This is a genomic window from Couchioplanes azureus (genome assembly GCF_014648355.1).
Taxonomy (GTDB): domain Bacteria; phylum Actinomycetota; class Actinomycetes; order Mycobacteriales; family Micromonosporaceae; genus Actinoplanes; species Actinoplanes azureus.
The window spans coordinates 397,301-421,157 of the sequence record NZ_BMQY01000004.1; the positions used below are offsets into that span (position 1 = coordinate 397,301).

Consider the following 23,857-nt stretch of genomic DNA (forward strand, 5'->3'; position numbering starts at 1 on the left):
CTGAACCTGGGATAGAGGACGCGATCGCACCCGCGGCCGATGTGGCACGTGCGCGCGCCGCCTAGGGTCTCAGGCGTCATGAGAAGGATTCCGATCTGGCTGGTGCCCGCCGCGCTCGCCGTGCTGCAGCTGGCGGCGTGGCCCGTGCTGCCCATGCTGGCGGGCGACCCGGTCACCGCCGTGCAGGCCTGCACCGCGCTGGCGGTCACCGCGGTGACGTCGGTCGCGCTGCTGTGGCGGCGTACCGCCCCGGTGGCGGCCCTGGCGGTGATCGTGCCGGCGCTGTCGCTCGGCCAGTGGGGGCTGCCGACCGACGCGACGACGGGGATCTCGTCCGCCGACTTCATCACCCTCTACAGCGTGGCGGTCTGGCGTACCCAGCGCACCGCCGTGCTGACCGGCCTGTTCCTCATCGTCTGGCAGTCGGTGTCCTTCGCGGCGTACCAGCCCGTCGGCAGCGAGTTTCCGCTGCTCGTCGCGATCAACGTGGTCTTCTACGTGTGCGTCGTCGCGCTGGGCCGGGCCCGGCACCGCTGGCACGCCGACCGGGCCCGCTCGGCCGCCGAGCTGGCGGAGGCCGAGGACCGGCGGCTGCGGGCCGCCGACACCGAACGCCACCGGCTGGCCCGGGAGCTGCACGACGTCACCGCGCACCACCTCACCTCGATCGTGGTGATCGCCTCGGCGGCGCATCGGATCGGCGGCTCCCGTCCGGAGCTGGTCGCCGAGGCCCGCGACTTCGCCGCGCGCACCGGGCGGGAGACCCTCGCCGCGCTGCACCGCCTGGTCGCGCTCCTGCAACTGCCGGACCAGCGCCCGGATGTCGGCGGCCCCCGGCTGGAGGAGCTCGCGGAGGGCTTCCGCCGGCTGGGCCAGCGGGTCACGGTGAGCCAGGCCGTGGCGCTGGCGCCGGGCGTGGCCGACGCCGCCTACGGGATCGTCCGGGAGTCCCTGACCAACACGCTGCGGTACGCCCCGGGCTCCGCGGTGGCCGTCCGGCTCGACGACGGTCCCGGCGGCGTGGAGCTGACCGTCACCGACGACGGCGCCGCCGCGGCGGACCAGCCGTCGCCGCATCGGCTCGGGTCCGGGCGCGGGATCACCGGGATGCGCGAGCGCGCCGAGGCGCTCGGCGGCACCCTGGAGGCGGGCCCGCGCGAGGACGGCGGCTGGCGGGTGCGCGCGGTCCTGCCCGTGGCCGGCTGCCCCGGGCCGCGGCGGCCCAGCGCCGAGCGGGTCATCGACGCGGCGGTGCTGCTGCTCGCGCTGTTCGTCCCGGCCAGCGCCATGCTGCTGGTCGCCACCGACCCCGAGTTCCGCTCCGAGACCGTGCCCGGGGCGGGGTGGGTGCCGCTGATCGCGCTGACGCTGATCGCGCATGCCGTCCCGCTGGTGTGGCGGCGCCACCGGCCGTGGGTCGTGCTGGGCGTCGCCGCCGTCACGACCTGGGCCTGGCCGGCGCTGGTGGCCACGCACGTGCTGCCGGAGGACTTCGGCTGGTTCGGCCTCGCCGGTCTGGGCGTCGAGATCCTGGCGGTGCACGCGGTGGCCCGGTACGGCCGGGACGCGGTGCTGACCTGGCTCGCCATGCTGGCGGTGCTGTTCAGCACGATCCCGGCGGTCACGCTCATGCTCATGCTGGAACCGCCCGAGGACTTCGCCGGCGACCCGCCCGGGGCCATGCTGCTGTTCATGGCCGGGGTGTGCGGCATCCCGCTGTCGCTGCCGCTGTTCGGCGCCTGGCTGACCGGCTTCGTGGTGCGCCGCCGCCGGGAGCGGGCCCGCGCCCAGCAGGACCACGCGGTCGCCGCGGCCACGGCCTGGGCGCTCGCCGACGCCGCCGCGGAGCGGGCCCGGGTCGCCGAGGGCCTGCGCGCGGCGGTGCTGCGCGACACCGCCCTGGTCGCCGACGCCGCCGACCGCGGGGACCTGGACCAGGTCGTCTCCCGCGCCCGGGCCGCGCTGGACGGCATGCGCGGGCTGCTCAACGACCTGCGCGAGGCGCCCGCCGACGAGGACCGCACGCCCCAACCGACCCTCGCGGCGCTGCCCGCGCTGGTGGAACGCTGGCGTGCGAAGGGCCGGACGGTGGCGGTCGAGACGACCGGCGAGGACCGTACGCTGGGCCCGGACGTGGACCTGTCCGCCTACCGCGTGGTGGAGCTGCTGCTCGCCGGGGACACCGGGCCGGTGACGGTCCGGGTGGACCGCTCCGGCGACCCGCTGCGGATCGCGGTGACGCCGATGCCCGCCGATCCCGGCGGCGAGGTGGCCGCCGGGCTGCGCGCCCGGCTGGCGGCCGTGGGCGGCTCGCTGGTCGCGACCGCCGGCGGGCCGGAGATCCGGCTCCCGGCGACGCCCGCGCCGGCCCCGCCGGACGGCGCGGCGGGCCACGGGCGGGACGGGGACAACGAGGAAGAGGTGGCGTCATCGCAACCCGGGTGATGGTCGTCGACGACCAGCTGATGGTGCGGGCGGGAATCGCCGCCATCGTCGACGCGGAGGCCGACCTGACCATCGTCGGCGAGGCCGGCGACGGCGCGGCGGCCCTCGAGGTCGCCGCCCGGGTCCGCCCGGACGTCGTACTGATGGACATCCGGATGCCGGGCATGGACGGGCTGACCGCCACGGCCCGGCTGACGGCCGCGCCGCAGCCGCCGCGGGTGCTGGTGCTCACCACGTTCCACCAGGACGCCTACGTCTTCGAGGCGCTCAAGGCGGGCGCGTCCGGCTTCGTGCTCAAGGACACCGAGCCGGCCGACCTGCTGGCCGCGATCCGGGTGGTCGCCGACGGCGAGGCGATGCTCAGCCCGGCCGTCACCCGGCGGCTGATCGACGCCTTCGCCGGCGGCGCGGTGATCGCCGCCCCCGGCGACGATCCGCGGCTGAGCGGGCTGACCCCGCGCGAGCGGGAGGTCCTGGTGAGCATCGCCCGGGGGATGTCCAACGCCGAGATCGGCGCGGCGCTGGGGATCACGACGGGCACGGTGAAGGCGCACGTCAACGCCCTGCTGGCCAAGCTCGGCGTCCGCGACCGGGTGCAGGCGACGATCGTCGCCTACAACCTCGGCCTGGTGCGCCCTACCCCTTGAGGGCGGCGGAGACCACGGCCCGCGCCTCCTCCTGGATGCGGGCCAGCGCCTCGGGGCCCCGGAACGACTCCGCGTAGATCTTGTAGACGTCCTCGGTGCCCGACGGGCGCGCGGCGAACCAGCCGGACTCGGTGACCACCTTGAGGCCGCCGATCGGGGCGTCGTTGCCCGGGGCGGTGGTCAGCACCGCCGTGATCGGCTCGCCGGCCAGCTCCCGGGCGGAGACCTGCGACGGCGACAGCTTCCCCAGGATCGCCTTCTCCTCGCGGGTCGCCGGGGCGTCGATGCGGGCGTACGCGGGCGCGCCGAAGGTCCCGGTGAGGTCGCGGTAGTGCTCGCTGGGCGTGCGCCCGGTGGTGGCCAGGATCTCCGAGGCGAGCAGGTTCAGCAGGATGCCGTCCTTGTCCGTGCTCCACGGGCCGCCGTCCCGGCGCAGGAAGGAGGCGCCCGCGCTCTCCTCGCCGCCGAAGCCGACCGAGCCGTCCAGCAGGCCCGGCACGAACCACTTGAACCCCACCGGCACCTCCACGAGCGGGCGGCCCAGGTCCGCCGCGACCCGGTCGATCATCGAGGAGGAGACGAGGGTCTTGCCGATCGCGGCGCCCGACGGCCAGTCGGTGCGCACCCGGAACAGGTAGGAGATGGCCACCGCCAGGTAGTGGTTGGGGTTCATCAGGCCGCCGTCGGGCGTGACGATGCCGTGCCGGTCGGCGTCGGCGTCGTTGCCGGTGGCGATCTGGAACCGGTCCTTCTGCTCGATCAGCGAGGCCATCGCGTACGGCGACGAGCAGTCCATCCGGATCTTGCCGTCCCAGTCCAGGGTCATGAACCGGAAGGTCGGGTCGACCTGCGGGTTGACCACGGTCAGGTCCAGCCCGTACCGGGCGCCGATCTCACCCCAGTACGCCACCGAGGCCCCGCCCAGCGGGTCGGCGCCGATGCGCACGCCGGCCGCGCGGATCGCCGCCATGTCGATCACGGAACCCAGGTCGTCCACGTACGCGGAGAGGTAGTCGTGTCCCGACACCCACTCGGAGGCCCGCGCGCGGGCGGCGCCCATCCGGCGTACCTCCTTGAGGCCGCCGGCGATCAGCGCGTTGGCCCGGTCCTGGATCCACGAGGTGGCGTCGGTGCCGGCGGGTCCGCCGTGCGGCGGGTTGTACTTGAAGCCGCCGTCGTCGGGCGGGTTGTGCGACGGGGTCACCACGACGCCGTCGGCGAGCCCGGACGTGCGGCCCCGGTTGTACGTGAGGACGGCGTGCGAGAGCGCCGGCGTCGGGGTGTAGCCGTCGCGGCTGTCGACCAGCACCTGGACGTCGTTGGCGGCGAACACCTCGAGGGCGGAGACGAGCGCGGGCTCGGACAGCGCGTGGGTGTCGCGGCCGAGGAAGAGCGGGCCGTCGGTGCCCTGGTTCCGGCGGTACTCGACGATGGCCTGGCTGGTGGCGACGATGTGGTCCTCGGTGAACGCCGTCCGCAGGCTGGAGCCCCGGTGACCGGAGGTGCCGAACGCGACCCGCTGGGCGGTGACGGCCGGATCCGGGTGCTCGGTGTAGTAGCTGAGGACCACCCGGGGCACGTCGATGGTGTCACGGGGGTCGGCGGGAGTGCCGGCGCGGGGGTGGACAGACATCGAGGGAGCCTCCTTCGGGGCGCGGACATGCCCGGGGATCGTATCGTCGCTGCCGTACCCGGCCACCACGATCCGTAAGCCGGCGGCCGCGGAATTGAACCTTTGCCGATGGAGATCCGAACTACCTGTCGTGACACGGGTTCGGGCGGCTGGGGGGCCGCGGGCGATACGCGTACTCATCCTGCTCGTCGTGGGACTCGCCGTGCTGGTCCTGCCCGCGGCGCCGGTGAGCGCGCATGCGGCGCTGGTCGGGGCCACGCCCGAGCCGGGGTCGGTGATCGGCTCTCCCCCGGCCGAGATCGTGGTCCAGTTCACCGAGGCGGTCACGCCGGTCACGGGCCGGATCCAGGTGCTGGCCCCGGACGGCAAGCGGATCACCGGCACGGTCACCGCGTCCGGGTCCACGCTGCGCATCCAGGTCCGCCGTGCCGCCCAGCCGCTGGGCACCTACCTGGTCAGCTACCGGGTCGTGTCGGCCGACAGCCACCCGATCGGCGGGGCCATGACGTTCTCGGTGGGCGCGCCGTCGGCGCGGCCCGCGGAGGGCGACCCCACCGGCGTGCACCCGTCGGTCTCGGTCGCCGGCCCGGCCTTCAAGCTCCTCGGGTACGTCGGCCTGACGCTGATCGCCGGTCCGGCGCTGCTGCTCGCCCTGCTGTGGCCCCGGCGGGTCTCCCGGCGCGGCCCGGTGCTGCTGGTGCGCACCGGACTGGTCGGCACCGCCGCGGCGACCCTCGGCGCGCTGTGGACCCAGGCACCGGCCAGCAGCGGCGCGCCCTGGTGGGACGTCTCGGTGACCGAGCTCGCCGACGTGCTGGCCAGCCCGTTCGGGCTGGCCCTGCTCGCCCGCCTGGCGGTGCTGGCCGCGGTCGCGGCGCTGCTGCCCCCGGTCCTGCGCGGCGCCGGCGGTCGCCGGCGCGGGGCGGCGCTGATCCTGCTCGGCCTCGGCGGGCTGGCGACCTGGCCGCTGACCGGGCACGCCACCGAGTCGCCGCTGACCGGCGCGATCGTCGCCGCCGACGTGATCCACATGGCCGCGATGGCCGGCTGGCTCGGCGGCCTGGTGACGCTGTCGTGCTTCCTGCTGCGCCGGGCGCACCCGCGCGTGCTCGGCCGGATCCTGCCGGTATGGTCGCGCTGGGCCGCGCTGGCCGTGGTCTGGCTGGTCGGCGCCGGCGTGGTCCAGGCGGTGGTCCAGCTCGGCTCCGTCGGCGCGCTGTGGAGCACCGCGTACGGCCGCCTCCTGCTGGGCAAGATCGCGATCCTGGCCGCGGTCCTCGCGCTCGCGGCGGTGGCCCGCACCTTCGTGCAGCGCGCGCGGGTCGCCACGGCGGGGCCCGAACCCCTGCGCCGGATGGTGCGCATCGAGGTCGCCGCGACCGTGGTGGTCCTCGGGCTCAGCGCGGTGCTGGTGCAGACGACGCCCGGCCGCACGGCGGTGCCGGAGCGGGCGGCGACCTCCGAGCGGGGCGTGTCGCAGACCCTGACCTCGCCGCTCTTCACGCTGCAGTACTCCGTCTATCCCGTCGAGCTGGGCGAGAACAACACGGTGCACGGCTTCACCTACACCCCCGAGGGCAAGCCGCTGCCGGCGCAGGAGTGGACCGTGACGACCCGGCTGCAGGGGCAGGACCTCGAGCCGGTCACCCAGCCCATGCTGCCGCTGCACCCGCGCAACGACGCCCTCGGGGCGCTGACCTTCCCGCTGCCGGGCACCTACGACGTGACGTTCACGGTCCGCACCACGGAGATCGACCAGGCCACCGTCCGCACGACGATCACGGTCCCGCAGGTTCCCCGACGTCCCTGAGCGGGCAGACTGAAGTCTCCGTCGATGCGAGGAGACCGCCGTGCACGTGTCCGTCATCGGCAACCCGGACGACACCGTCGTCGTGACCGTGCGCGGCAATCTGGACCTGGACACCGCACCGGTCCTGCGCACCACCCTCGACCAGGTGCTCGACCGGCCGCTGCCGCGCATCGTCATCGACCTGTCCGGCGTCGGGTTCTGCGACTCCACCGGGCTGAGCGCGTTCGTGACCGGGCATCGCCGCGCGGCCGCGGTGGGCGGCTGGCTGCGCCTCGCCGCGCCGGGCGCCTGGCTCGACGGTCTGCTGCGGACGGTGGGCCTGGTCCCCACCCTCGCCGTCTATCCGAGCGTGGCGGAGGCCCTCGCCGACGATGCCGAGGCGTCCGGCTTGTAGCCTCGCGGCGTGCTGATCCTGCTGCCGCCCTCCGAGGGCAAGACCGCCCCCACCACCGGGGAACCGGTCGACCCGGCCGCGCTCTGGCTGCCGAAGCTCGCCACCGCCCGCCGCCGGGTGCTGCGCCGGCTGGTCGCGATGAGCCGGCGCACCAGCGCCCGGGCGGTCGCCGAGTCGCTGGAGAGCCTCGGGCTCAGCGCCGGCCAGCGCAGCGAGCTCGCGCGCAACGCGGCCCTGGAGACCGCGCCCGCCGCGCCGGCCGCCGAGGTCTACCGCGGGGTGCTCTACGAGGCGCTCGACGTGGCCACCCTCGCCCCGCAGGCCCGGGCGTGGGTCGACGGGCGGGCCGTCGTCTTCTCCGGACTGTGGGGCGTCGTGCGGCTCACCGACCGGATACCCGCGTACCGCTGCTCGGCCGGGGTCACGCTGCCCGGGATCGGCGCTCTGACGCCGTACTGGCGGACCGCGCTGGCCGGGGCGCTGCCGGACGACGGCCCGGTGCTGGACCTGCGCTCGGGGGCCTACGCCGCGATGGCGGCGCCCGGACCGCGGGCCGTCGCGCTGCGGGTGCTGCACGAGCGGACCGTGGACGGCGAGCCGCGCCGCTCGGTGGTCAGCCACTTCAACAAGGCGACCAAGGGCCGGCTGGTCCGGGCCCTGGCCGAGGCGGGCGCGGCACCGGACTCGGTGGACGCGCTGCTCACCGCGCTGCGCGACCTCAAGTACACCGTCGAGGAGCGGCCCGTCGCGGCGGGCCGCTCCCGGCAGGCGGACGTGGTCGTGCGCGAGCTGTAGCGGCTCGCGCGGCAGCGGCTACTGCGCGGCCAGCACGTCCACGACGAACCGCAGGTCGCCGGCGGGACGCCCGCCGGTGGCGTTCTCGCCGTACGCCAGCTCGGCGGGGATGTCCAGCTGGACCCGGCTGCCCACCGGCACGCCCACCAGACCCTGGTCCCAGCCCTTGATGAGCTGGCCCACGCCGACCGGGAACTCGGCGGGCTGCCCGCGGTCCCAGGACGAGTCGAACTGCTTGCCGTCGGCGTACGTCACGCCGATGTAGTTGGCCCGGATCGTCTGGCCGGCGGTCAGCTTCGGGCCCTTGCCGACGATGAGCTGCTTGACCACGAGCTTCGTGACGTCGCCCGAGCCCGCCTTGACGACCGGCTTCTGCTGCAGCGCGGGGTCGGCCGGGGCCTGCGCGGGCGGCTCGCCCGGCGCGGGCGGCGCGGACGCGGCGGCGGCCGGCGTCGTGGCGGCGGGCGCGGCGGCCTGCTCCTTGTCGTCGTCGCCCGACACCTTGATGCCGACGAAGACCGCGACGAGGACGGCGATCACGGCGACTCCGGCGAGCGCGCCCGTGAGCGCCTGGCCGCGACGCTTGCCGGCGGTCTTGTCCTGGACACTCATCTGCTCTGACTTCTCCCTCATCGGATGGGACCGGACCGGCGCCGGAAAGGACACGCGGGAAACTTCGGACACCGTACTCGCCCTGGCCGCCCGGACGGCGCGTACCTCCACCGAACCGCCGAGCCGGGTGATCAACAAAACGGATGGTTACTCAATTCGCTCTTCTCCATCACTCACACAAGGTGAGACGGTGTACCTCCTACTGCGCAGAATGCATCTTGTACCAGGGACATCCCGCAGCGGGCGCCGACGGCGTCGCCCGCGCGTAGACCCGCGAACGACCGGGAGGGTCGGTGCCGGACGACGACCGTTCGACAGGTCGCCAGCCACAGCCCGAGGGACACCCCTCCGAGCCGGGGTACCGCCGCCCCTATCCGGCCGCACCGCGGTCCGGTTACGGCTACCGCAGCGCTGGCCGGCGAGGCGCGGCGGTGCCACCCGAGCTGCTCGACAGCCGCACGAGGCGGCTCAGCGAGGTCTTCGTGCCCGCCGCGGTGATCCTGACCGGGGTGCTCGTCGTGCTGGCCTTCGCCTTCGTCCTCAGCGGCATCTCGCGGGACAAGAAGCAGGCGATGCCGCCCGTGCAGCCGCCGGCGCTCGCCGACGTGCCGCTCAACCCGCCCGACCAGTTCCCGATCCCGCTGCCGAGCGCCTCGGACCCGTCGCCGACGCCCAGCAAGACCACCTCGAAGCCGCCGACCAGCAAGCCGCCGGCGCCGTTCACCGGGTCGGTCACGATCGCCCGGGCCGCCATCCCCGGCGGGGTCAACCTGACCAACGAGGGCACCCGCGACTGGGTGCACTGGGGCGAGCAGGGCACCTTCTCCATGGAACGCAAGTCCGACGGCGACTTCGCCATCCTGGAGGGCCCCCCGACGGCGCCCCGCTTCCGGCACGCCTTCAGCCCCCAGCGCTTCCTCTGGAGCGGTGGCTCCCCGGTGAGCAACTCCGACGGCACGCCGACCGGCATCCGCACCTGCGGCAAGGGCAACGGCTTCACCCTGTCCGCCCCGGCGGGCACCTCGACGCTGACGCTGAAGCTCTACGCCGGCGCCCTCGCCGGGCGGGGCAGGCTGACCGCCAAGCTGTCCACCGGCGGGCCGACCGCCACCGCCAGCTTCGAGGAGCGCGGCAGCAACCTGGCCACGGTCGCGTTCGTCGTGACCTATCGCGCGCCGAAGAACGGCAAGATCAATCTGAGCTGGGTCACGGAGGACTCGTTCGATTCCGACTGCGGGGGCGTCGCGCTGGAGGCGGCGACGCTGCGCTGAGCCCGTACGCAGGGTTCGGGAAGAGGGGTTCTTTTGTTCGCCGGGTGGGGTTCCTTCGTGGCCCGGTTCCGCTGGGCCGTGCTCGTCTGCACCGTCGCCGCCGTCGCGGCGGCCGGCGCCTGGGGCACCGGTGTCTTCGACAAGCTCTCCGAGGGCGGCTACACCGACCCGGGCAGCGAGTCGAGCCGGGCCGCCGAGGTCGCCGCCGCGGAGCTGGGCACGCACAGCGGCGACGTCGTGGTGATCTACCGGCCCGCGACGGGCACGATCGACGACGCCGCCCTGGGCGGCCGCATCGAGGAGCGGCTCGCCGCGCTGCCCGAGACCGAGGTCACCGCCGTCACCGGCTACTGGCCCGGCCGGCTGCCGCAGTACGCCGCGGCGGACCGCAAGAGCGCCGTGGCCGTACTGACCCTGGCGGGCGCGGACGAGGGCGAGAAGCTCGAGGCCTTCCGCGAGATCGACGACAAGCTGGCCGTGCCGGGCGCCACCGTCCAGCTCGCCGGCTCCGCGCCGCTGAGCGACGCCTCCGGCAGCCGCTCGACCCGGGACCTCGCGTTCGCCGAGGTGATCTCGCTGCCCGTGGTGCTGATCCTGCTGCTGTTCATCTTCGGCTCGCTGGTCGCCGCGTCCCTGCCGGTGCTGGTCGGCGGCTGCGCGGTCCTCGGCTCGCTGGGCGTGCTGAACGCCATCGCGTCCGGCCACGACGTCAACCCGTTCGCGGTCAACGTGGCGAGCCTGCTCGGGCTCGGCATGGCGATCGACTACGGGCTGTTCATGGTGGGGCGCTTCCGCGAGGAGCAGGGCTTCGGGCGTACGCCGGCGCATGCGGTGGGCCGGACCGTCGCGACCGCCGGGCGTACCGTGCTGTTCTCCGCGTCCCTGCTCATGATCGCGCTGGCCGGGCTGCTGTTCTTCCCGCAGAACTTCCTGAAGTCGCTGGCCTACGGCGGCCTCGCCGCCGTGGCCCTCGCGGCCCTGCTGTCGCTCACCCTGCTGCCCGCGCTGCTGGCCGTCCTCGGTCACCGCGTCGACAAGCTCCCGGTACGGCTGCCGCGCCGCCGCGCGGGCCGTCCGGACGGCACGGGCTGGACCGCCCTGGCCGGGTTCGTCCTGCGCCGCCCGGTGCTGGTGGCGCTGCCCATCCTGGCCGGCCTGGCGGTGCTCGCGGCGCCGATCCTCGGGGTGCAGTTCGGCGAGAACGACGAGCGGGTGCTGCCGGCCGGCGACCCCGCCCGCCGCGCGGTCGAGACGCTCAGGACCGACTTCCCCGCCCTGAGCAGCGCGGGGATCCAGATCGTCCTGCACGGCGCCGAGGCGGCGCCGAAGGGACCGGAGGCCTTCGCGGCGCAGGTCGGCAGGATCCCCGGCGTCGCGGCGGTCACGCCCACCGGGTCGGGCGGCACGGCGGTCACGTACACCGCGACGCTCACCGCCACCGACCCGTTCGGCCCGCAGGCCCGTACGGCCGTCGATCGCATCCGCGACCTGCCGCCCCCGGCCGGCACCCGCGTCCTGGTCGGCGGCACCACGGCCCGCAGCGTCGACAGCCTCGAGGCCACCGCCGACCGCCTGCCGCTGGTGATCGGCCTGCTCGTCGGCGCCACGCTACTGCTGATGTTCCTGGCGTTCGGCTCGGTCCTGCTGCCGGTCAAGGCGGTGCTGATGAGCGCCCTGAGCCTGGGCGCGACCTTCGGCATCCTCGTCTGGATCTTCCAGGACGGCCATGGCGCGGACCTGCTGCGGATCACGCCGGCGCCGCTGGAGATCGGCATCGTCATCCTGATGGCGTCGGTCGTCTTCGGCCTCTCCACGGACTACGAGGTCTTCCTGCTGTCCCGCATGGTCGAGGCCCGCACCCGCGGTGCCTCGACGGCCGACGCGGTGACCACCGGCCTGGCCCGCACCGGCCGGGTGATCAGCGCGGCGGCGATCCTGCTGATCGTGGTGACCGGAGCCTTCGCCCTGTCCTCGGTGACGACCATGCGCTTCGTCGGCATCGGCATGATCGTCGCGCTGTTCCTGGACGCGACCGTGGTCCGCATGCTGCTGGTGCCGGCGGTCCTGCGCCTGCTGGGCGACGCGGCCTGGTGGGCACCGGGCCCGCTGCGGCGGCTGCAGCAGCGCGCGGGACTGGCGGAGTACGAGGACGAGGAGTTGTACCCGGCGGCGCCGGCGGGCCGCCACGCGGCCGCCGCGGCCCTGCCCGCCTCCCCCGCGCCCGCCGCCCTCCCGCCCGCCTCCCCCGCATCCGCGTCGGCCTCGCTGACCTCGCCCGCGCCCGTCGCGCCCGCGTCGGCCTCGCCCGAGTCCGCCCCGGCCCTTCCCGCATCGCCGCCGGCCGCATCGCCGCCGGCTGCGTCGTCCCCGGCCGCGTCGCCGCCAGCAGCATCGCCGCTCGCCGCATCGTCGCCGGCCGCTGCATCCGTGCACGCGGAGACGCTGGCCGCGACGGGGCCGACCGAGATGCCGGGCATGGCCTCGCCGCTGCTGCCATCGTTGTCATTTCCACCGCCGCCGTCCGAATCCGCACCCGCCTCGGCGGCGGAGGCCGGGTGGGTCTCCGGCGCGGTCGTGCCGGGTCTGCCGGTGGCAGGCGCCGCGCCGGTGCCGCTGCCGGAGCGGGTCTGGGTGCAGGAACAGGTCCCCGACTTCCCCTTCGCCTCGCGGCCGCAGACACCCGGGGGCGCGCTTCCCCGGCGGCCCGTGTCGCCCGACCCGCTGCCCAGGCGACCCGTGCCACCGGTCACGCCGCCCGCTGGGTCTGTGAACCCGCCCGCCAGGCCCGCGACGTCCGCCGGGTCTGTGGCGCCGCTGTCGCCCGCCGGCCCGGCCTTCTTCGGGCCCGTGCGGGCCACGGCGTCGGTGCCGCGCACCCTGCCGGACCGCCAGCCAACATCGCCGGCACCCGCGACGCCACCACTGGTCCCCGCAACGCCACCACTGGCCCCGGCAGCGGCTCCACCGGCCCCGGCGGCACCAGCGGCACCAGCGGCACCCGCGGCACCCGCGACGGCGCCACCCGCCTTCGGGGATGCTGCGCAGCCCCCGTCGCCGCGCCGCCGGCCGCGGGACCTGTCCGAGCTGGCGCCGGTGGCCGACTCGCCCAGCCGCCGGGAACCCGCCTCCTGACCGTCCGGGTGGCGGCGGGCACCGGCCGGGCGGCCGGTGCGTCATGGCCGATACGGGCGGAAAGGGCGCGCTGTCCCCCGCCGGGCGGCCGTGCGGGCCCCGCGGAAAGTACAGTGCCCTGCGGACCATGGGTACTACCGCGACGGGATGAGCATGACCGCGACAGTTGACGAGACCGCCCGGCCGGACGGCCACCCCGAGACGCCCGGGATCGACCCCGAGCGGCTTGCCCTGTGTCTCGCCGTGATCGCCGAGGCGGAGGCGCTGGACCCGGAGCACCCTGACGCGATCGCCGTCCGCCGGGCGACCGCGGGGCTGTTCAAGACGGTGAAGATGCGCCGCCGCCGGGACCGCCGTGAGGCCGTACTCGCCAACGACCGGGCCGTGACCGCCGCGACCGCGACCGGCGCGCCCACCCGGATCGACGACGAGACCGCCGGTCTTCCGCTCAGCACCGCGACCACCGGCGGCATCGCCGGGGTGCTCAAGCAGGCGCGCGGGTGCTACGTCTGCAAGCAGCGCTACACGCAGGTCGACGCGTTCTACCACCAGCTCTGCCCGCGCTGCGCCGCGGAGAACCACGCCCGCCGCGATGCGCGTACCGACCTGACCGGGCGCCGGGCGCTGCTCACCGGCGGCCGCGCGAAGATCGGTATGTACATCGCGCTGCGGCTGCTGCGCGACGGCGCGCACACGACGATCACCACGCGCTTCCCCAACGACGCGGTGCGCCGGTTCGCCGCCATGCCGGACAGCGCGGACTGGCTGCACCGGCTGCGAATCGTCGGCATCGACCTGCGTGACCCCGCCCAGGTGGTCGCGCTGGCCGAGTCGGTCGCGGCCCGCGGGCCGCTGGACATCCTGATCAACAACGCGGCCCAGACCGTACGCCGCTCGCCCGGCTCGTACGCGGCCCTGGTGGCCGCGGAGTCGGCACCGCTGCCCGGCGGCACGCTGCCGGAGCTGGAGTACCTCGGCGGGCACACCGCCACCCTGCACCCCCAGGCGCTCACGGGCGGTGAGCTGGACGGCGGCGCGGCGCCCACGTTCAGCCCGCACGCGCTCACGGCGCTGGCGCTGACCGGTGGGTCGGCCAGCCCCGAGCGGATCGCCGCCGCGTCCGCGGTCGACGCCGGCGGCCTGGTGCCGGACCTGGCACCGACGAACAGCTGGAGCGACCGGGTGCACGAGGTCGAGCCCCTGGAGCTGCTCGAGGTGCAGCTGTGCAACGTCACGGCGCCGTTCATCCTGGTCAGCCGCCTGCGGGCGGCGATGACCCGCTCGCCCTTCCCCCGCCGGTACGTCGTGAACGTCTCCGCCATGGAGGGCGTCTTCCAGCGGGGCTACAAGGGCGCCGGGCACCCGCACACGAACATGGCGAAGGCCTCGCTGAACATGCTCACCCGCACGAGCGCGGAGGACATGTTCGCCGACGGCATCCTGATGACCAGCGTGGACACCGGCTGGATCACCGACGAGCGCCCGCACCCGACCAAGATGCGGCTGGCGGAGGAGGGCTTCCACGCCCCCCTCGACCTGGTCGACGGCGCCGCCCGCGTCTACGACCCGATCGTGCGCGGCGAGCGGGGCGAGGACGTGTACGGCTGCTTCCTCAAGGACTACGCACCCGTCGCCTGGTGACGGCGCTCAGCGCAGCGGGCGCTCGGCCTCGCGGGTGACCACGCGGAACGTCTCCAGCTTCGGGTCGGACGCGTCCGGCAGGATCATCCCGGCCTCGAGCCCGCTGCGCAGGTAGGTGACCACCGCGTCGTCGAACCGCTCGCCGGGCAGGATCGCCGGCACCCCCGGCGGGTACGGGCTGATCATCTCGGCCGCGATCCGCCCCACGGGGTCGCTCACCTGCTCGGTCTCGGCGAAGTAGGCGTCGCGGGGGTTCATCGCCTGTTCGAGGTCGAGCTCCTGCAGCGGCGGGATTCGCGGCGCCGACCGGTCCGGCTGCGGGGGGTTCTCCGCGAGGTCGTCGAGGGCACCGCGCAGGCGCTCGAAGGCGGCGTCGTCGTCGGAGTAGGTGAGCGAGAAGATCAGGCGGCGGGAGTCGCCCAGCTGGGCGGTCAGCCGGTGCCGCTCCTCCAGCCAGTCCCGGGCCTGGTAGCCGGTCAGACCCAGGCCGGAGACGTCGACGCAGAGCTTCATCGGGTCCCACTCGGCCACGCTGTCGTGCCCGATGATGGACTCGTCGATGACCTGCAGCCGCGGCACCCCGGCGAGGTGCTTCCGGAGGTCGTTCGTCCGCTTGATCGCCGCCTCCAGCAGCTCCCGGCCTTCCTGGACCATGCGGCGCCGGAAGCCGTCGATGGAGCCGTAGAGCAGCGCCGACGGGCTGGTCGTCGTGATCAGGTCGAGGCGCAGCCGCAGGTCGACCGGGTCGACGAGGTGGCCGCCGACCAGGATCACCGACGCCTGGCACAGCCCGCCGTCGGCCTTGTGCAGGCTCTGCACCACGAGGTCGGCGCCGGCCTTGATCGCCGCGGTGGGCATCGCGGGGTGGAACGGGAAGTGGGCGCCCCAGGCCTCGTCGACCAGCAGCGGGATGCCGTACCGGTGGCAGAGGTCCGCGATGCCCTCGACGTCGGCCCCGGTGCCGTACTCGGTCGGCGTGATCATCAGGGCGGCGCTGAGGTCGCGGTGCTCGCGCAGCGCCGCGGCCACGTCGTCGGCGCTCGCCGGATGGGCGATCTGGTTCTCGGCGTCCCAGCGCGGGCGCAGCCACACGGGCTCGGCGCCGGCCAGGATCAGCGACGCGACCACCGACTTGTGCACGTTGCGGTCGACCAGGATCTTCTTGCCCGGCCCGGTCACGGTCAGCATCGCCGTGTGGATGGAGATGCTCGACCCACAGGTGGTGAAGACGGCCTGGCGGGCGCCGACCGCCTCGGCGAGCAGCGCCTCGGCGTCGGAGGCCGCCTCCTTGGCCATGATCACGTCGGCCTCGAAGGCGTCGCGGCCGAGCACCGCCGCGGTGCGGTCGTCGATGCCGCGGCCGAGCCGGTGCCCGGGCAGGGCGAAGGTGTAGTGGTCGTCGCGCCGGTACCGCTCGATGGCGTCGAGGACGGGAGTCGTCTCTTGATCCATGGCGCTTGCGTACCCGGCGACCTGCAATGTCAATCTCGCCCCCGTCGCGGCACGCACGGCGCCGGTGGCCCCCGATCGGGCATCGGCGGCGAGGCGGGGCGGGGCCGTTGGATAATGGCGGGGTGCAGATCAGCGCGTGGCGTGAGCCCGAGGCCGGACCGTCGTCGTACCGGCTCGCCTGGGTGGCCACCGGCGAGGGCGGGCATCCGCTCGGCATCGCGTACCTGCGGGTGCCGACCGCCGCCGGCGCGCAGCACCGCGCCGAGGTCGAGGTGCAGGTGCACCCGGCGGAGCGGCGGCGCGGCACCGGCAGCGCGCTGCTCGACGCGGCGGTGGAGGCGGCCCGCAAGCTCGGGCGCCGCACTCTGATCACCGCGCCGGTCACCGCCGGGCCGGTGACCGGCGCTCCGGTGGCCGGCGGGCCGGTCAGCGGCGACGGTCCGTTTCTGGTCGCCCGCGGATTCCGCCCGGTGCTCAACCTGACGTTCTCGCGGCTGCCGATGTCCCGGGCGGGGGACCCGCGGCTGGCCGCGCTCGCCGGTGAGCCGCATCCCGGCTACCGGCTGCACAGCTGGGAGGGCACGGTCGCCGGTGACCTGGCACCGACGTTCGCCGCCTCCCGGCGGGCGATGGACGACATGCCGACGGCCGAGGCGGACGTCGCGGCCGAGGAGTGGGACGTCGACCGGGTACGCGCCATCGCCGCCGCCGTGACCGAGCGCGGCGACATCCTCTGCACCGTCGCGGCGATGCACGAGCCCGACGGCGCCATCGTGGGCTTCACCGAGCTGGTGGTGCCGGGCGACGGCACCGGCGACGCCCAGCACTACGGCACCGGGGTGCTGCCCGGGCATCGCGGGCGGGGCCTGGCCCGGTGGATGAAGGCGGCCGCGGTGCTGCACGTCCGCGACGCCCACCCGGGGATCGAGGGGCTGCTCACCGACACCGCGGAGGGCAACGTGGCGATGCGCCGGGTCAACGACAGCCTCGGCTACGAGCCCACCCACCGGTCGGTGGTCTACCAGCTCGACCTCTAGGCGCACGGCCGCAGTAGACAGTGTCTACCCCCGGCTGGTAGACACTGTCTATGTCTGATGACCTGCGCGCCCGGCTGGTCGCGGCCGGCGTCGAGCTGGTCGCCGAGCGAGGCACGGGCGCGCTGTCGCTGCGCGAGGTCGCCCGGCGGGCCGGGGTCTCCCACGGCGCGCCGCGGCGCTGGTTCCCCACCCACCGCGATCTGATCGCCGCCGTCGCGCGGGTCGGCTACGAGCGGCTGTCCGCCCGCCTGACCGCGCTCGTGCCGCTCGGTGAGCCGCGGGCCGACCTGCTCGCCCTCGGCCGGCTCTACCTGGGCTTCGCCCGCGACGAGCGCGGCATGTTCGAGCTGATGTTCCGCCATGAGCTGCTGCGCGGAAACACCGAGGACCTGCGCGGCACCAGCCGGCCGCTGTTCGCCCTGCTGGTGAGCCTGTTCGGTCCCGGTCGCGCCGACGCCGCCACCGTCGCGGCCGCGTTCTGGGCCAACCTGCACGGCATCGCCCAGCTCCGGGCCTGGGGCAGCCTCGAGGTGGTCGGCGACGCCGACGCCGACACCCTGCTGTGCACCGCCGTCGACGCGTACCTGGAGCACTGATGCTGCTGCCCCGCCTGGCCCGGACCATGTTCGTCCCGCTGGCGCACGCCGCCTTCCGGCCCCGGGTCGAGGGCCGCGAGCACGTCCCCCGCAACGGCGCCGTGATCCTGGCCGCCAATCACCTGTCCTTCCTGGACAGCTTCCTCATCCCCCTGGTGGCGCCGCGCCCGGTGGCGTTCCTGGCCAAGCAGGAGTACTTCACCGGGCCGGGGCCGCGGGGATGGCTGACCCGCACCACGATGACCGCCGTCGGCGCCGTCGCCGTGCCCCGCGGTGCGCACCGCGCGGCGCAGGAGGCGCTGCAGATCGCCCTGGGCGTCCTGCAGGACGGGCACGCGTTCGGCATCCACCCGGAGGGCAGCAGGTCCCGCGACGGACGGCTCTACCGCGGGCGCACCGGCGTGGCGTGGCTGGCGCTCGCCTCGGGCGCGCCGGTCGTACCGGTCGCGGTGCTCGGCACCGACCGGGTGCAGCCCGTCGGCGCCCCACTGCCGCGCCCCGGCCGGGTGACCGTCCGCTTCGGCGAGCCGCTGCGTTTCGGCCCGCCGGCGGGCAGCGCCGCACGGGCCCGCCGCGAGGCGACGGACCGCGTCATGGACGCCATCGCGGCGCTGTCCGGCCAGGAGCGGGCCGGCGACTACAACGCCTTCTCCGGTACGTCCTGACGCAGCGCGGGCAGGACCTTGGCGCCGAACGTCTCCACGAACCCGGTCAGGTCCTGCCCCACGTGGTGCAGATAGATGCGCTCGAACCCCAGCGCGGCATAGTCGCGCAGCCACTGGACGTGGCGGTCCAGGTCCGCGGAGATGTTGACGACCTCACGCACCTGCGCGAGCGGGACCCGCTCGGAGACCACGTCGAAGTGCTCGGCCAGCTCGAGGTCCCAGCAGACCGGCGGCGGGAAGACGTTGCTGCGCCACTGCTCGTACGCGATCGCCTCGGCCTCGGCCTCGGTCGGCGCCCAGCTGAGGTGCACCTGCAGGCACACGGGACCGCGCCCGCCGGCGCCGCGGTACGCCGCGATCATGGCGCGCAGATGCTCCTCGGGCGCGTTCACGGTGACGAGCCCGTCGGCCCACTCGGCGCACCAGGCGGCGGTCTCCGTGCTGACCGCCGCCCCGATCAGCGGCGGCGGGGTCTCGGGCCGCGTCCACAGCCGGGCCCGGTCGACGGTGACCAACCCGTCGTGGCTGACCTCGGCGCCGTCGAGCAGGTCCCGGATGACCCCGACGCACTCCCGCAGCCGGGCGTTGCGGACCTCCTTGCGCGGCCACGGCCCGCCGGTGATGTGCTCGTTGCTGTACTCCCCCGAGCCCAGCGCCGCCCAGAACCGGCCGGGGAACATCGCCCCGAGGGTGGCGACCGCCTGGGCGACGATCGCCGGGTGGTAGCGCTGGCCGGGCGCGTTCACCACGCCGAAGGACAGGTTGGTGGCCTGCATCGCGGCGCCGAGCCACGACCAGGCGAAGGCGGACTGACCCTGCCGCTCGCTCCACGGCGAGAAGTGGTCGGAACACATCGCGGCGTCGAAGCCGGCCCGCTCCGCGGCGACGACCGCGGCGAGCAGCTCGGCCGGCGGAATCTGCTCGTGGGAACAGTGGATGCCATAGTCCGTCATGGCCGCCTACCTACCCCGGCAGACCCCCGGTCCTAACGTGGGTGCTCGCCGAGCAGCCGGGTGGCCAGCACCGCCGCCTGGGTGCGGCGCTCCAGGCCCAGCTTGGCGAGCAGACTCGACACGTAGTTCTTGATGGTCTTCTCGGCGAGGAACATCTTGCCGGCGATCTCGCGGTTGGTGAGCCCCTCCGCGACGTACTCCAGGATCCGGCGCTCCTGGTCGGTGAGCGACGCGAGCTCGCGCGGCTGTTCCACGCCGTGCCGGATGCGCTCCAGCACGCGCTGCGTCACGGCCGGGTCCAGCAGCGACTGACCGGCCGCGACCCGCCGGACGGCGTCCACGAGGTCGGTGCCGCGGATCTGCTTGAGCACGTAGCCCGACGCGCCCGCCATGATCGCGGCGAACAGCGCCTCGTCGTCCTCGTACGAGGTGAGGATCAGCCCCTTGATCGACGAGTCCACCGCCCGCACGTCGCGGCACACGTCGATGCCGCTGCCGTCGGGCAGGCGGGCGTCCAGGACGGCGACGTCGGGCCGCAGCGCGGGGATCCGGCGGGCCGCCTCCGGCGCCGACCCCGACTCCCCGACCACCTCGATGTCGCCGGCGGCGTGCAGCAGGTCGGCGAGGCCCCGGCGGACCACCTCGTGGTCGTCGAGCAGGAAGACACGGATCATGCCTCCTTACTACCCCGATCCCGGGGGTGCACCCAAGGGTCCAAGGTCCCGTGTCGCCGCGCCGGCTCGGCGATAGCATCGGCGCATGAACGAGCCGCCCTCGCTCGGGCTGACCCCGCTGAGCCGGGTACGCCTGGACGAGCTGCTGCAGGAGATGCTCGACCGGGTCGGCGAGGTCGTCACGAGCCGCGAACGCCTGCGCGCCCTGCTCGACGCGGTCGTCGGCATCAGCACCGACCTCGACCTGCGCAGCACCCTGCAGCGCATCGTCGAGTCGGCGTGCGCCCTGGCCGGCGCCCGCTACGGGGCCCTGGGCGTGCTCGGCCCGGACCGCCGCCGGCTGTCCGACTTCATCACCCACGGCATCGACCCGGCCGGCCGGGCGAAGATCGGCGACCTGCCGCACGGCCGGGGCGTCCTGGGCGTGCTCATCAGCCACCCCCATCCGGTACGGCTGTCGGACATCACCCGGCATCCCCGCTCGTACGGCTTCCCGCCGCACCACCCGCCGATGCACAGCTTCCTGGGCGTGCCGGTGCGCACCCGCGACCAGGTCTTCGGCAACCTCTACCTCGCCGAGAAGCAGGGCGGCACCGAGTTCACCGACGACGACGAGGAGCTGGTCGTCGCCCTCGCGGCCGCCGCCGGCGTCGCCATCGACAACGCCCGGCTGTTCGCCCTCGCGCGGCGCCGGGAGCGCTGGCTGGCCGCCGCCGGCGAGATCACCTCCGTGCTGCTCGGCACCGTCCGCCGCAAGGAGGCCCTGCAGCTCATCGCCCGCCGCGCCCGCGAGATCGCCGAGGCCGAGCTGGTGCTGGTCCTGCTGGCCGGCCCGGACGGCGCCCGGCACACCATCGAGGTCGCCGACGGCGCGGACGGCATGGTCGGCCGCACGCTCGGCGTCGACGTCGACGCGCTGGCCGTGGAGGGCACGACGCTGCGGGACGTCGCGGACTGGCCGGTGCCGGTGCCCGACGGCCCCGCGCTGGCCGCGCCGCTGGCCGGCGCCGACCTGCCGCAGGGCGTGCTGATCGTCGCCGGTGCCTCCTTCGGCGGCGACGACGACGCGGCCCTGCTCGCCAGCTTCGCCGGGCAGGCCGCGCTGGCCCTGGAGCGCGCCCGCGCCCAGGAGCAACGCGAGCTGCTGGTGGTCCTGGAGGACCGGGAACGGATCGCGCGGGATCTGCACGACGTCGTCATCCAGCGGCTCTTCGCCACCGGCATGCACCTGCAGGGCGTCGCGGCGCACCCGCTCGGCTCCGAGGCCACCGCGCGCGTCAACGCGGCCGTCGACGACCTCGACGCCACCATCCGCGACATCCGCCGGTCGATCTTCGAGCTGCGCGCGCCGGCCGGCGCCTCGCTGCGCACCGAGCTGCGCGACGCGGTCGAGGCGGCCGCCGGCGCCCTCGGCTTCCGGCCCGTCCTCGACGTGTCCGGGCCGGTCGACAGCGCGGTCCCCGACGACGTGGTGCCCGAGCTGCTCGCCGTGCTCCGCGAGGCGCTGTCCAACGTCGCGCGGCACGCCCGGGCCTCCGCCGTACGCGTGTCGGTCCGCACCGCCGGAGGCGAGGTCACGATCCGTGTCGAGGACGACGGCGTCGGCACCGACCCGGCGGCCGCCCGGGGCGGCCTGGTCAACATGGGCGAGCGCGCCCGCGACCTGGGCGGCGACTGCGCCGTTGCGGCGGCCCCCGCCGGCGGCACGGTGCTGACCTGGCGGGTGCCGCTGGGAGCCTGAGGCAACAACCCGGCGCCTCTTCCCGGGCCCGGACGTGGCCGTCCGCCCGTCTCCGCCGGGTGCGGGTGCCGGTGGGGCCCGGGGCTGGAGGCCGGCACCTCGACCGTCTCCGCCGGGTGCGGGTGCCGGTGGGGCCCGGGGCTGGAGCCCGGCACCTCGACCGTCTCCGCGAGGCGGTGCCGTTGGGGGCCCGAGGTCGGGACCTTCGGCCCTGACCGCGGCGGCGGCCGCACGCGACGGTGGTGGGGTGAGTGAGACCACCCCGTCCGAGGCCCTGGCTGCCGCGGCCCGCACGTCGCTGCACGCCCCGTCCGTCTTCAACACCCAGCCGTGGCGCTGGCGGATCAGCGGCGACACGATGACCCTGCACGCCGACCGGTCCCGCGCCCTGCCGGTCACCGACCCGGACGGCCGCCTGCTGCTGCTCAGTTGCGGTGCGGCGCTGTACCACGCCCGCGTCGCCCTCGCCGCGGCCGGGCACCACGCCGCGGTCGAACGGCTGCCCGAGCCGGCCGAGCCGGACCTGCTGGCCCGGATCACCTTCACCGGCGAGCGGCCCGGGGATTCCGCGGCGGCGCGGCTGGTCGCGGCCGTGCCGCGGCGACGCACCGACCGCCGGGCGTACGGCGACCGTCCGGTCACCGACGGCCAGATCACCGCCCTGCGCCGGGCGGTCGAGGCGGAGGGCGCGTACCTGCACGCGGTGCGCCGCGACCAGATGCCGATGCTGGCGATCTCCGCCGACCTGGCCGGCGAGGCCGAGCGGCTCGACCCGGAGTACCGGCGGGAACTCGCCCGCTGGACGAACCGGCCGGCCGCGGCCGGGGACGGGGTGCCGCCCGCGACCGCGGTGCGGCCGGCGCTGCGCCGCGTGCCGGTCCGTGACTTCGTGCCGGACGGCGAGGCCGGGCTCGAGGCCGGTGCCGGGTTCGACGCGGGCGCCGCGTACGTGATCCTCTTCGGCCTCACCGACCTGCCGGGCGACCTGCTGCGCGGCGGCGAGGCGCTGTCGGCGCTGCTGCTGGCCGCCACCGCGGACGGCCTCGCGACCGACCCGCTGAGCGACGTGGTCGAGGTCGAGTGGCCCCGGCACCTGCTCCGCGGCCTGCTCGCCGACGTCGGCGAACCCTACGTGGCCGTACGCCTGGGCTACCCGGAGACGGCCGAGCCGCTGCCCGCCGCGCCCCGCCGCGACCCGGCCGGCGTGATCGAGATCGAGGCCCGGCCATGACCGGGTACACCGACGCCGACCTGCGCCTCGCCGCCGAGGCGGGGATCCGCGCCCCCTCGCTGCACAACTCGCAGCCGTGGCGCTTCCGGCTGCGCGACGGCGCCGTCGAGGTCCTCGCGGACCGTTCCCGGCAGCTCAGCGTCGCCGACGTGAGCGGCTGGGCGGTCCGGCTCGCCTGCGGCGCGGCGACCTGCAACGCCCGGCTCGCGCTGGCCGCCGCCGGGCGCCCCGCCGACGTGCTGCTGCGCCCGCACGGCGACCTCGTCGCCCGGCTCACGCCGGGACGGCCACGCCCGGCGACCTACGCCGAGACGGATCTCGCGGCCGCGATCGCCCGCCGCTTCAGCAACCGCCGCCCGTTCTGGCCCGACCCCGTGCCCTCGGAGATCCGGGTACGGCTGATCGAGGCGGCGCGCGCCGAGGGAGCGTGGCTCGACCTGCTCGTGGGTGGCGCCGCGCTGAACGCCTTCGGCGAGATCGCCCGCGGCGCCGACCGGGTGCTGCGCCGCGACCCGGCGTACCAGGCGGAGTTCTTCGCCTGGGCCCACGCGGACGCGGCGAGCGACGGCGTCCCGGTCTCGGCGGGCGCGCCGGCCGTCGAACCCCAGGACCTGCTGCCGCAGCGGGCGTACTCCGAGCACCGCCGGGCGGCCGGCCGGGACTTCGAGCCGGAGCCGCTGCTCGCGGTCCTCGGCACGGCCACGGACCGCCCGGTGGACCAGGTCGCCGCGGGGCAGGCGCTGCAACGGGTGCTGCTGACGGCGACCGACGCCGGCCTGGCGACGTCGCTGATCTCCCAGCCGATCGAGGTGCCGGCCGCGCGCGAGCAGGTGCGGCGGTCGCTGGGCCGCTCCGGCATGCCGCAGATGGCGCTGCGCATCGGGTACGGCCAGGCCGGCCACCCGGCGCCGCGGCGGCCGGTGGACGAGGTTCTCGGGCCGAACCCCTGACCCGCCTTTGGTGTGCGGCTGCGTCCCCCTCCCTGCGCCGCCGCGCCCCCCTTCTCTCCCTCCGCGGCCTCTCCCCTCCTACGCCGCGGCGCCCCCGTTCTCCGCGCCCGCGGCCTCTTGCCCCTTACGCCGCCGCGCGCTTGCTACTACGCTGCCGCGGGTTCGTACTTTGCGCGTG

19 protein-coding genes are annotated in these 23,857 nt (G+C 75.3%); 14 read left to right on the forward strand and 5 right to left on the reverse strand.

Annotation, left to right across the window (positions count from 1 at the left end):
* The first annotated feature begins 78 nt into the window (after positions 1-78).
* Positions 79-2,445, forward strand: coding sequence for an ATP-binding protein (locus tag IEY99_RS16970; RefSeq protein WP_189204270.1), 2,367 nt, complete (start codon positions 79-81; stop codon positions 2,443-2,445).
* Entirely contained in the window at positions 2,430-3,092 is a 663-nt protein-coding gene (locus IEY99_RS16975; RefSeq protein WP_189204841.1) for a response regulator, read from the forward strand. Before IEY99_RS16970 ends, IEY99_RS16975 begins: the two co-directional genes overlap by 16 nt.
* Here IEY99_RS16975 and pgm read toward each other — a convergent pair.
* Positions 3,082-4,725: a phosphoglucomutase (alpha-D-glucose-1,6-bisphosphate-dependent) gene (pgm, locus tag IEY99_RS16980; protein ID WP_189204272.1), complete on the reverse strand. Its 1,644-nt coding sequence runs from the start codon at positions 4,723-4,725 to the stop codon at positions 3,082-3,084. The genes IEY99_RS16975 and pgm overlap by 11 nt on opposite strands.
* Before the next feature lie 190 nt (positions 4,726-4,915).
* Between pgm and IEY99_RS16985 the strand changes: the two genes are divergently transcribed.
* From IEY99_RS16985 to IEY99_RS16995, 3 genes are read left to right on the forward strand one after another with little or no spacing between them, the layout of a single operon-like run.
* Entirely contained in the window at positions 4,916-6,535 is a 1,620-nt protein-coding gene (locus IEY99_RS16985) for a copper resistance CopC/CopD family protein (protein WP_229798815.1), read from the forward strand.
* A gap of 40 nt (positions 6,536-6,575) precedes the next feature.
* Positions 6,576-6,929, forward strand: coding sequence for an STAS domain-containing protein (locus IEY99_RS16990; protein ID WP_189204275.1), 354 nt, complete (start codon positions 6,576-6,578; stop codon positions 6,927-6,929).
* 9 nt (positions 6,930-6,938) lie between these two features.
* Positions 6,939-7,724: a YaaA family protein gene (locus IEY99_RS16995; protein ID WP_189204277.1), complete on the forward strand. Its 786-nt coding sequence runs from the start codon at positions 6,939-6,941 to the stop codon at positions 7,722-7,724.
* Between the two features lie 18 nt (positions 7,725-7,742).
* Here IEY99_RS16995 and IEY99_RS17000 read toward each other — a convergent pair whose 3' ends face one another.
* Positions 7,743-8,336, reverse strand: a complete 594-nt coding sequence (locus IEY99_RS17000) for an FKBP-type peptidyl-prolyl cis-trans isomerase (RefSeq protein WP_189204279.1) — start codon at positions 8,334-8,336, stop codon at positions 7,743-7,745.
* A 431-nt stretch (positions 8,337-8,767) separates the two neighbouring features.
* Here IEY99_RS17000 and IEY99_RS17005 point away from each other — a divergent pair, with 431 nt between their 5' ends.
* The 3 genes from IEY99_RS17005 (at position 8,768) to IEY99_RS17015 (ending at position 14,380) form a co-directional block, all read left to right on the forward strand.
* On the forward strand, positions 8,768-9,607 hold the full coding sequence (locus tag IEY99_RS17005) for a hypothetical protein (protein WP_229798819.1): 840 nt from the start codon (positions 8,768-8,770) through the stop codon (positions 9,605-9,607).
* Between the two features lie 57 nt (positions 9,608-9,664).
* Positions 9,665-12,739 carry an MMPL family transporter gene (locus IEY99_RS34925; RefSeq protein WP_189204283.1) on the forward strand — a complete coding sequence of 1,025 codons (3,075 nt, stop codon included), beginning with the start codon at positions 9,665-9,667 and terminating at the stop codon, positions 12,737-12,739.
* 153 nt (positions 12,740-12,892) lie between these two features.
* Positions 12,893-14,380, forward strand: a complete 1,488-nt coding sequence (locus IEY99_RS17015; RefSeq protein ID WP_189204285.1) for an SDR family NAD(P)-dependent oxidoreductase — start codon at positions 12,893-12,895, stop codon at positions 14,378-14,380.
* A 6-nt stretch (positions 14,381-14,386) separates the two neighbouring features.
* On the opposite strand, the gene IEY99_RS35095 is transcribed toward IEY99_RS17015, so the two are convergent.
* Complete coding sequence (locus IEY99_RS35095; RefSeq protein WP_189204287.1) at positions 14,387-15,832, reverse strand: aminotransferase class I/II-fold pyridoxal phosphate-dependent enzyme; 1,446 nt, start codon at positions 15,830-15,832, stop codon at positions 14,387-14,389.
* Between the two features lie 122 nt (positions 15,833-15,954).
* On the opposite strand from IEY99_RS35095, the gene IEY99_RS17025 reads away from it, so the two are divergent.
* Genes IEY99_RS17025 through IEY99_RS17035 form a run of 3 tightly spaced genes read left to right on the forward strand, consistent with a single transcriptional unit; the run spans position 15,955 to position 18,130 of the window.
* Positions 15,955-16,869, forward strand: a complete 915-nt coding sequence (locus IEY99_RS17025; protein WP_229798821.1) for a GNAT family N-acetyltransferase — start codon at positions 15,955-15,957, stop codon at positions 16,867-16,869.
* A 50-nt stretch (positions 16,870-16,919) separates the two neighbouring features.
* Positions 16,920-17,465 (forward strand): TetR/AcrR family transcriptional regulator, encoded by a 546-nt coding sequence (locus tag IEY99_RS17030; protein ID WP_189204291.1) that lies wholly within the window; start codon positions 16,920-16,922, stop codon positions 17,463-17,465.
* Entirely contained in the window at positions 17,465-18,130 is a 666-nt protein-coding gene (locus IEY99_RS17035) for a lysophospholipid acyltransferase family protein (RefSeq protein ID WP_189204292.1), read from the forward strand. Before IEY99_RS17030 ends, IEY99_RS17035 begins: the two co-directional genes overlap by 1 nt.
* Here IEY99_RS17035 and IEY99_RS17040 read toward each other — a convergent pair.
* Together IEY99_RS17040 and IEY99_RS17045 are read right to left on the reverse strand one after the other, a co-directional pair.
* A complete protein-coding gene (locus tag IEY99_RS17040) occupies positions 18,103-19,083 on the reverse strand; it encodes a TIGR03885 family FMN-dependent LLM class oxidoreductase (RefSeq protein ID WP_189204294.1) in 981 nt (326 codons plus the stop codon). The two genes, IEY99_RS17035 and IEY99_RS17040, sit on opposite strands and share 28 nt — an antisense overlap.
* Before the next feature lie 32 nt (positions 19,084-19,115).
* On the reverse strand, positions 19,116-19,757 hold the full coding sequence (locus IEY99_RS17045; protein ID WP_189204296.1) for a response regulator: 642 nt from the start codon (positions 19,755-19,757) through the stop codon (positions 19,116-19,118).
* Positions 19,758-19,842: 85 nt separating this feature from the next.
* On the opposite strand from IEY99_RS17045, the gene IEY99_RS17050 reads away from it, so the two are divergent.
* The 3 genes from IEY99_RS17050 (at position 19,843) to IEY99_RS17060 (ending at position 23,679) form a co-directional block, all read left to right on the forward strand.
* Positions 19,843-21,498: a GAF domain-containing sensor histidine kinase gene (locus tag IEY99_RS17050; protein WP_189204298.1), complete on the forward strand. Its 1,656-nt coding sequence runs from the start codon at positions 19,843-19,845 to the stop codon at positions 21,496-21,498.
* A 247-nt stretch (positions 21,499-21,745) separates the two neighbouring features.
* Entirely contained in the window at positions 21,746-22,729 is a 984-nt protein-coding gene (locus IEY99_RS17055) for an Acg family FMN-binding oxidoreductase (RefSeq protein WP_189204300.1), read from the forward strand.
* Positions 22,726-23,679 carry an Acg family FMN-binding oxidoreductase gene (locus IEY99_RS17060; protein WP_189204302.1) on the forward strand — a complete coding sequence of 318 codons (954 nt, stop codon included), beginning with the start codon at positions 22,726-22,728 and terminating at the stop codon, positions 23,677-23,679. The genes IEY99_RS17055 and IEY99_RS17060 overlap by 4 nt, the downstream gene beginning before the upstream one ends.
* Positions 23,680-23,857: the final 178 nt, after the last annotated feature.

Bases quoted from the DNA above. Each gene is read 5' to 3' on its own strand.
- IEY99_RS17015 (WP_189204285.1), top strand. From the start codon at position 12,893: ATGACCGCGACAGTTGACGAGACCGCCCGGCCGGACGGCCACCCCGAG.
- IEY99_RS35095 (WP_189204287.1), bottom strand. From the start codon at position 15,832: ATGGATCAAGAGACGACTCCCGTCCTCGACGCCATCGAGCGGTACCGG.
- IEY99_RS16970 (WP_189204270.1), top strand. From the start codon at position 79: ATGAGAAGGATTCCGATCTGGCTGGTGCCCGCCGCGCTCGCCGTGCTG.
- IEY99_RS17030 (WP_189204291.1), top strand. From the start codon at position 16,920: ATGTCTGATGACCTGCGCGCCCGGCTGGTCGCGGCCGGCGTCGAGCTG.
- IEY99_RS17000 (WP_189204279.1), bottom strand. From the start codon at position 8,336: ATGAGTGTCCAGGACAAGACCGCCGGCAAGCGTCGCGGCCAGGCGCTC.
- IEY99_RS17060 (WP_189204302.1), top strand. From the start codon at position 22,726: ATGACCGGGTACACCGACGCCGACCTGCGCCTCGCCGCCGAGGCGGGG.
- IEY99_RS17045 (WP_189204296.1), bottom strand. From the start codon at position 19,757: ATGATCCGTGTCTTCCTGCTCGACGACCACGAGGTGGTCCGCCGGGGC.
- pgm (WP_189204272.1), bottom strand. From the start codon at position 4,725: ATGTCTGTCCACCCCCGCGCCGGCACTCCCGCCGACCCCCGTGACACC.
- IEY99_RS17050 (WP_189204298.1), top strand. From the start codon at position 19,843: ATGAACGAGCCGCCCTCGCTCGGGCTGACCCCGCTGAGCCGGGTACGC.
- IEY99_RS17040 (WP_189204294.1), bottom strand. From the start codon at position 19,083: ATGACGGACTATGGCATCCACTGTTCCCACGAGCAGATTCCGCCGGCC.
- IEY99_RS17035 (WP_189204292.1), top strand. From the start codon at position 17,465: ATGCTGCTGCCCCGCCTGGCCCGGACCATGTTCGTCCCGCTGGCGCAC.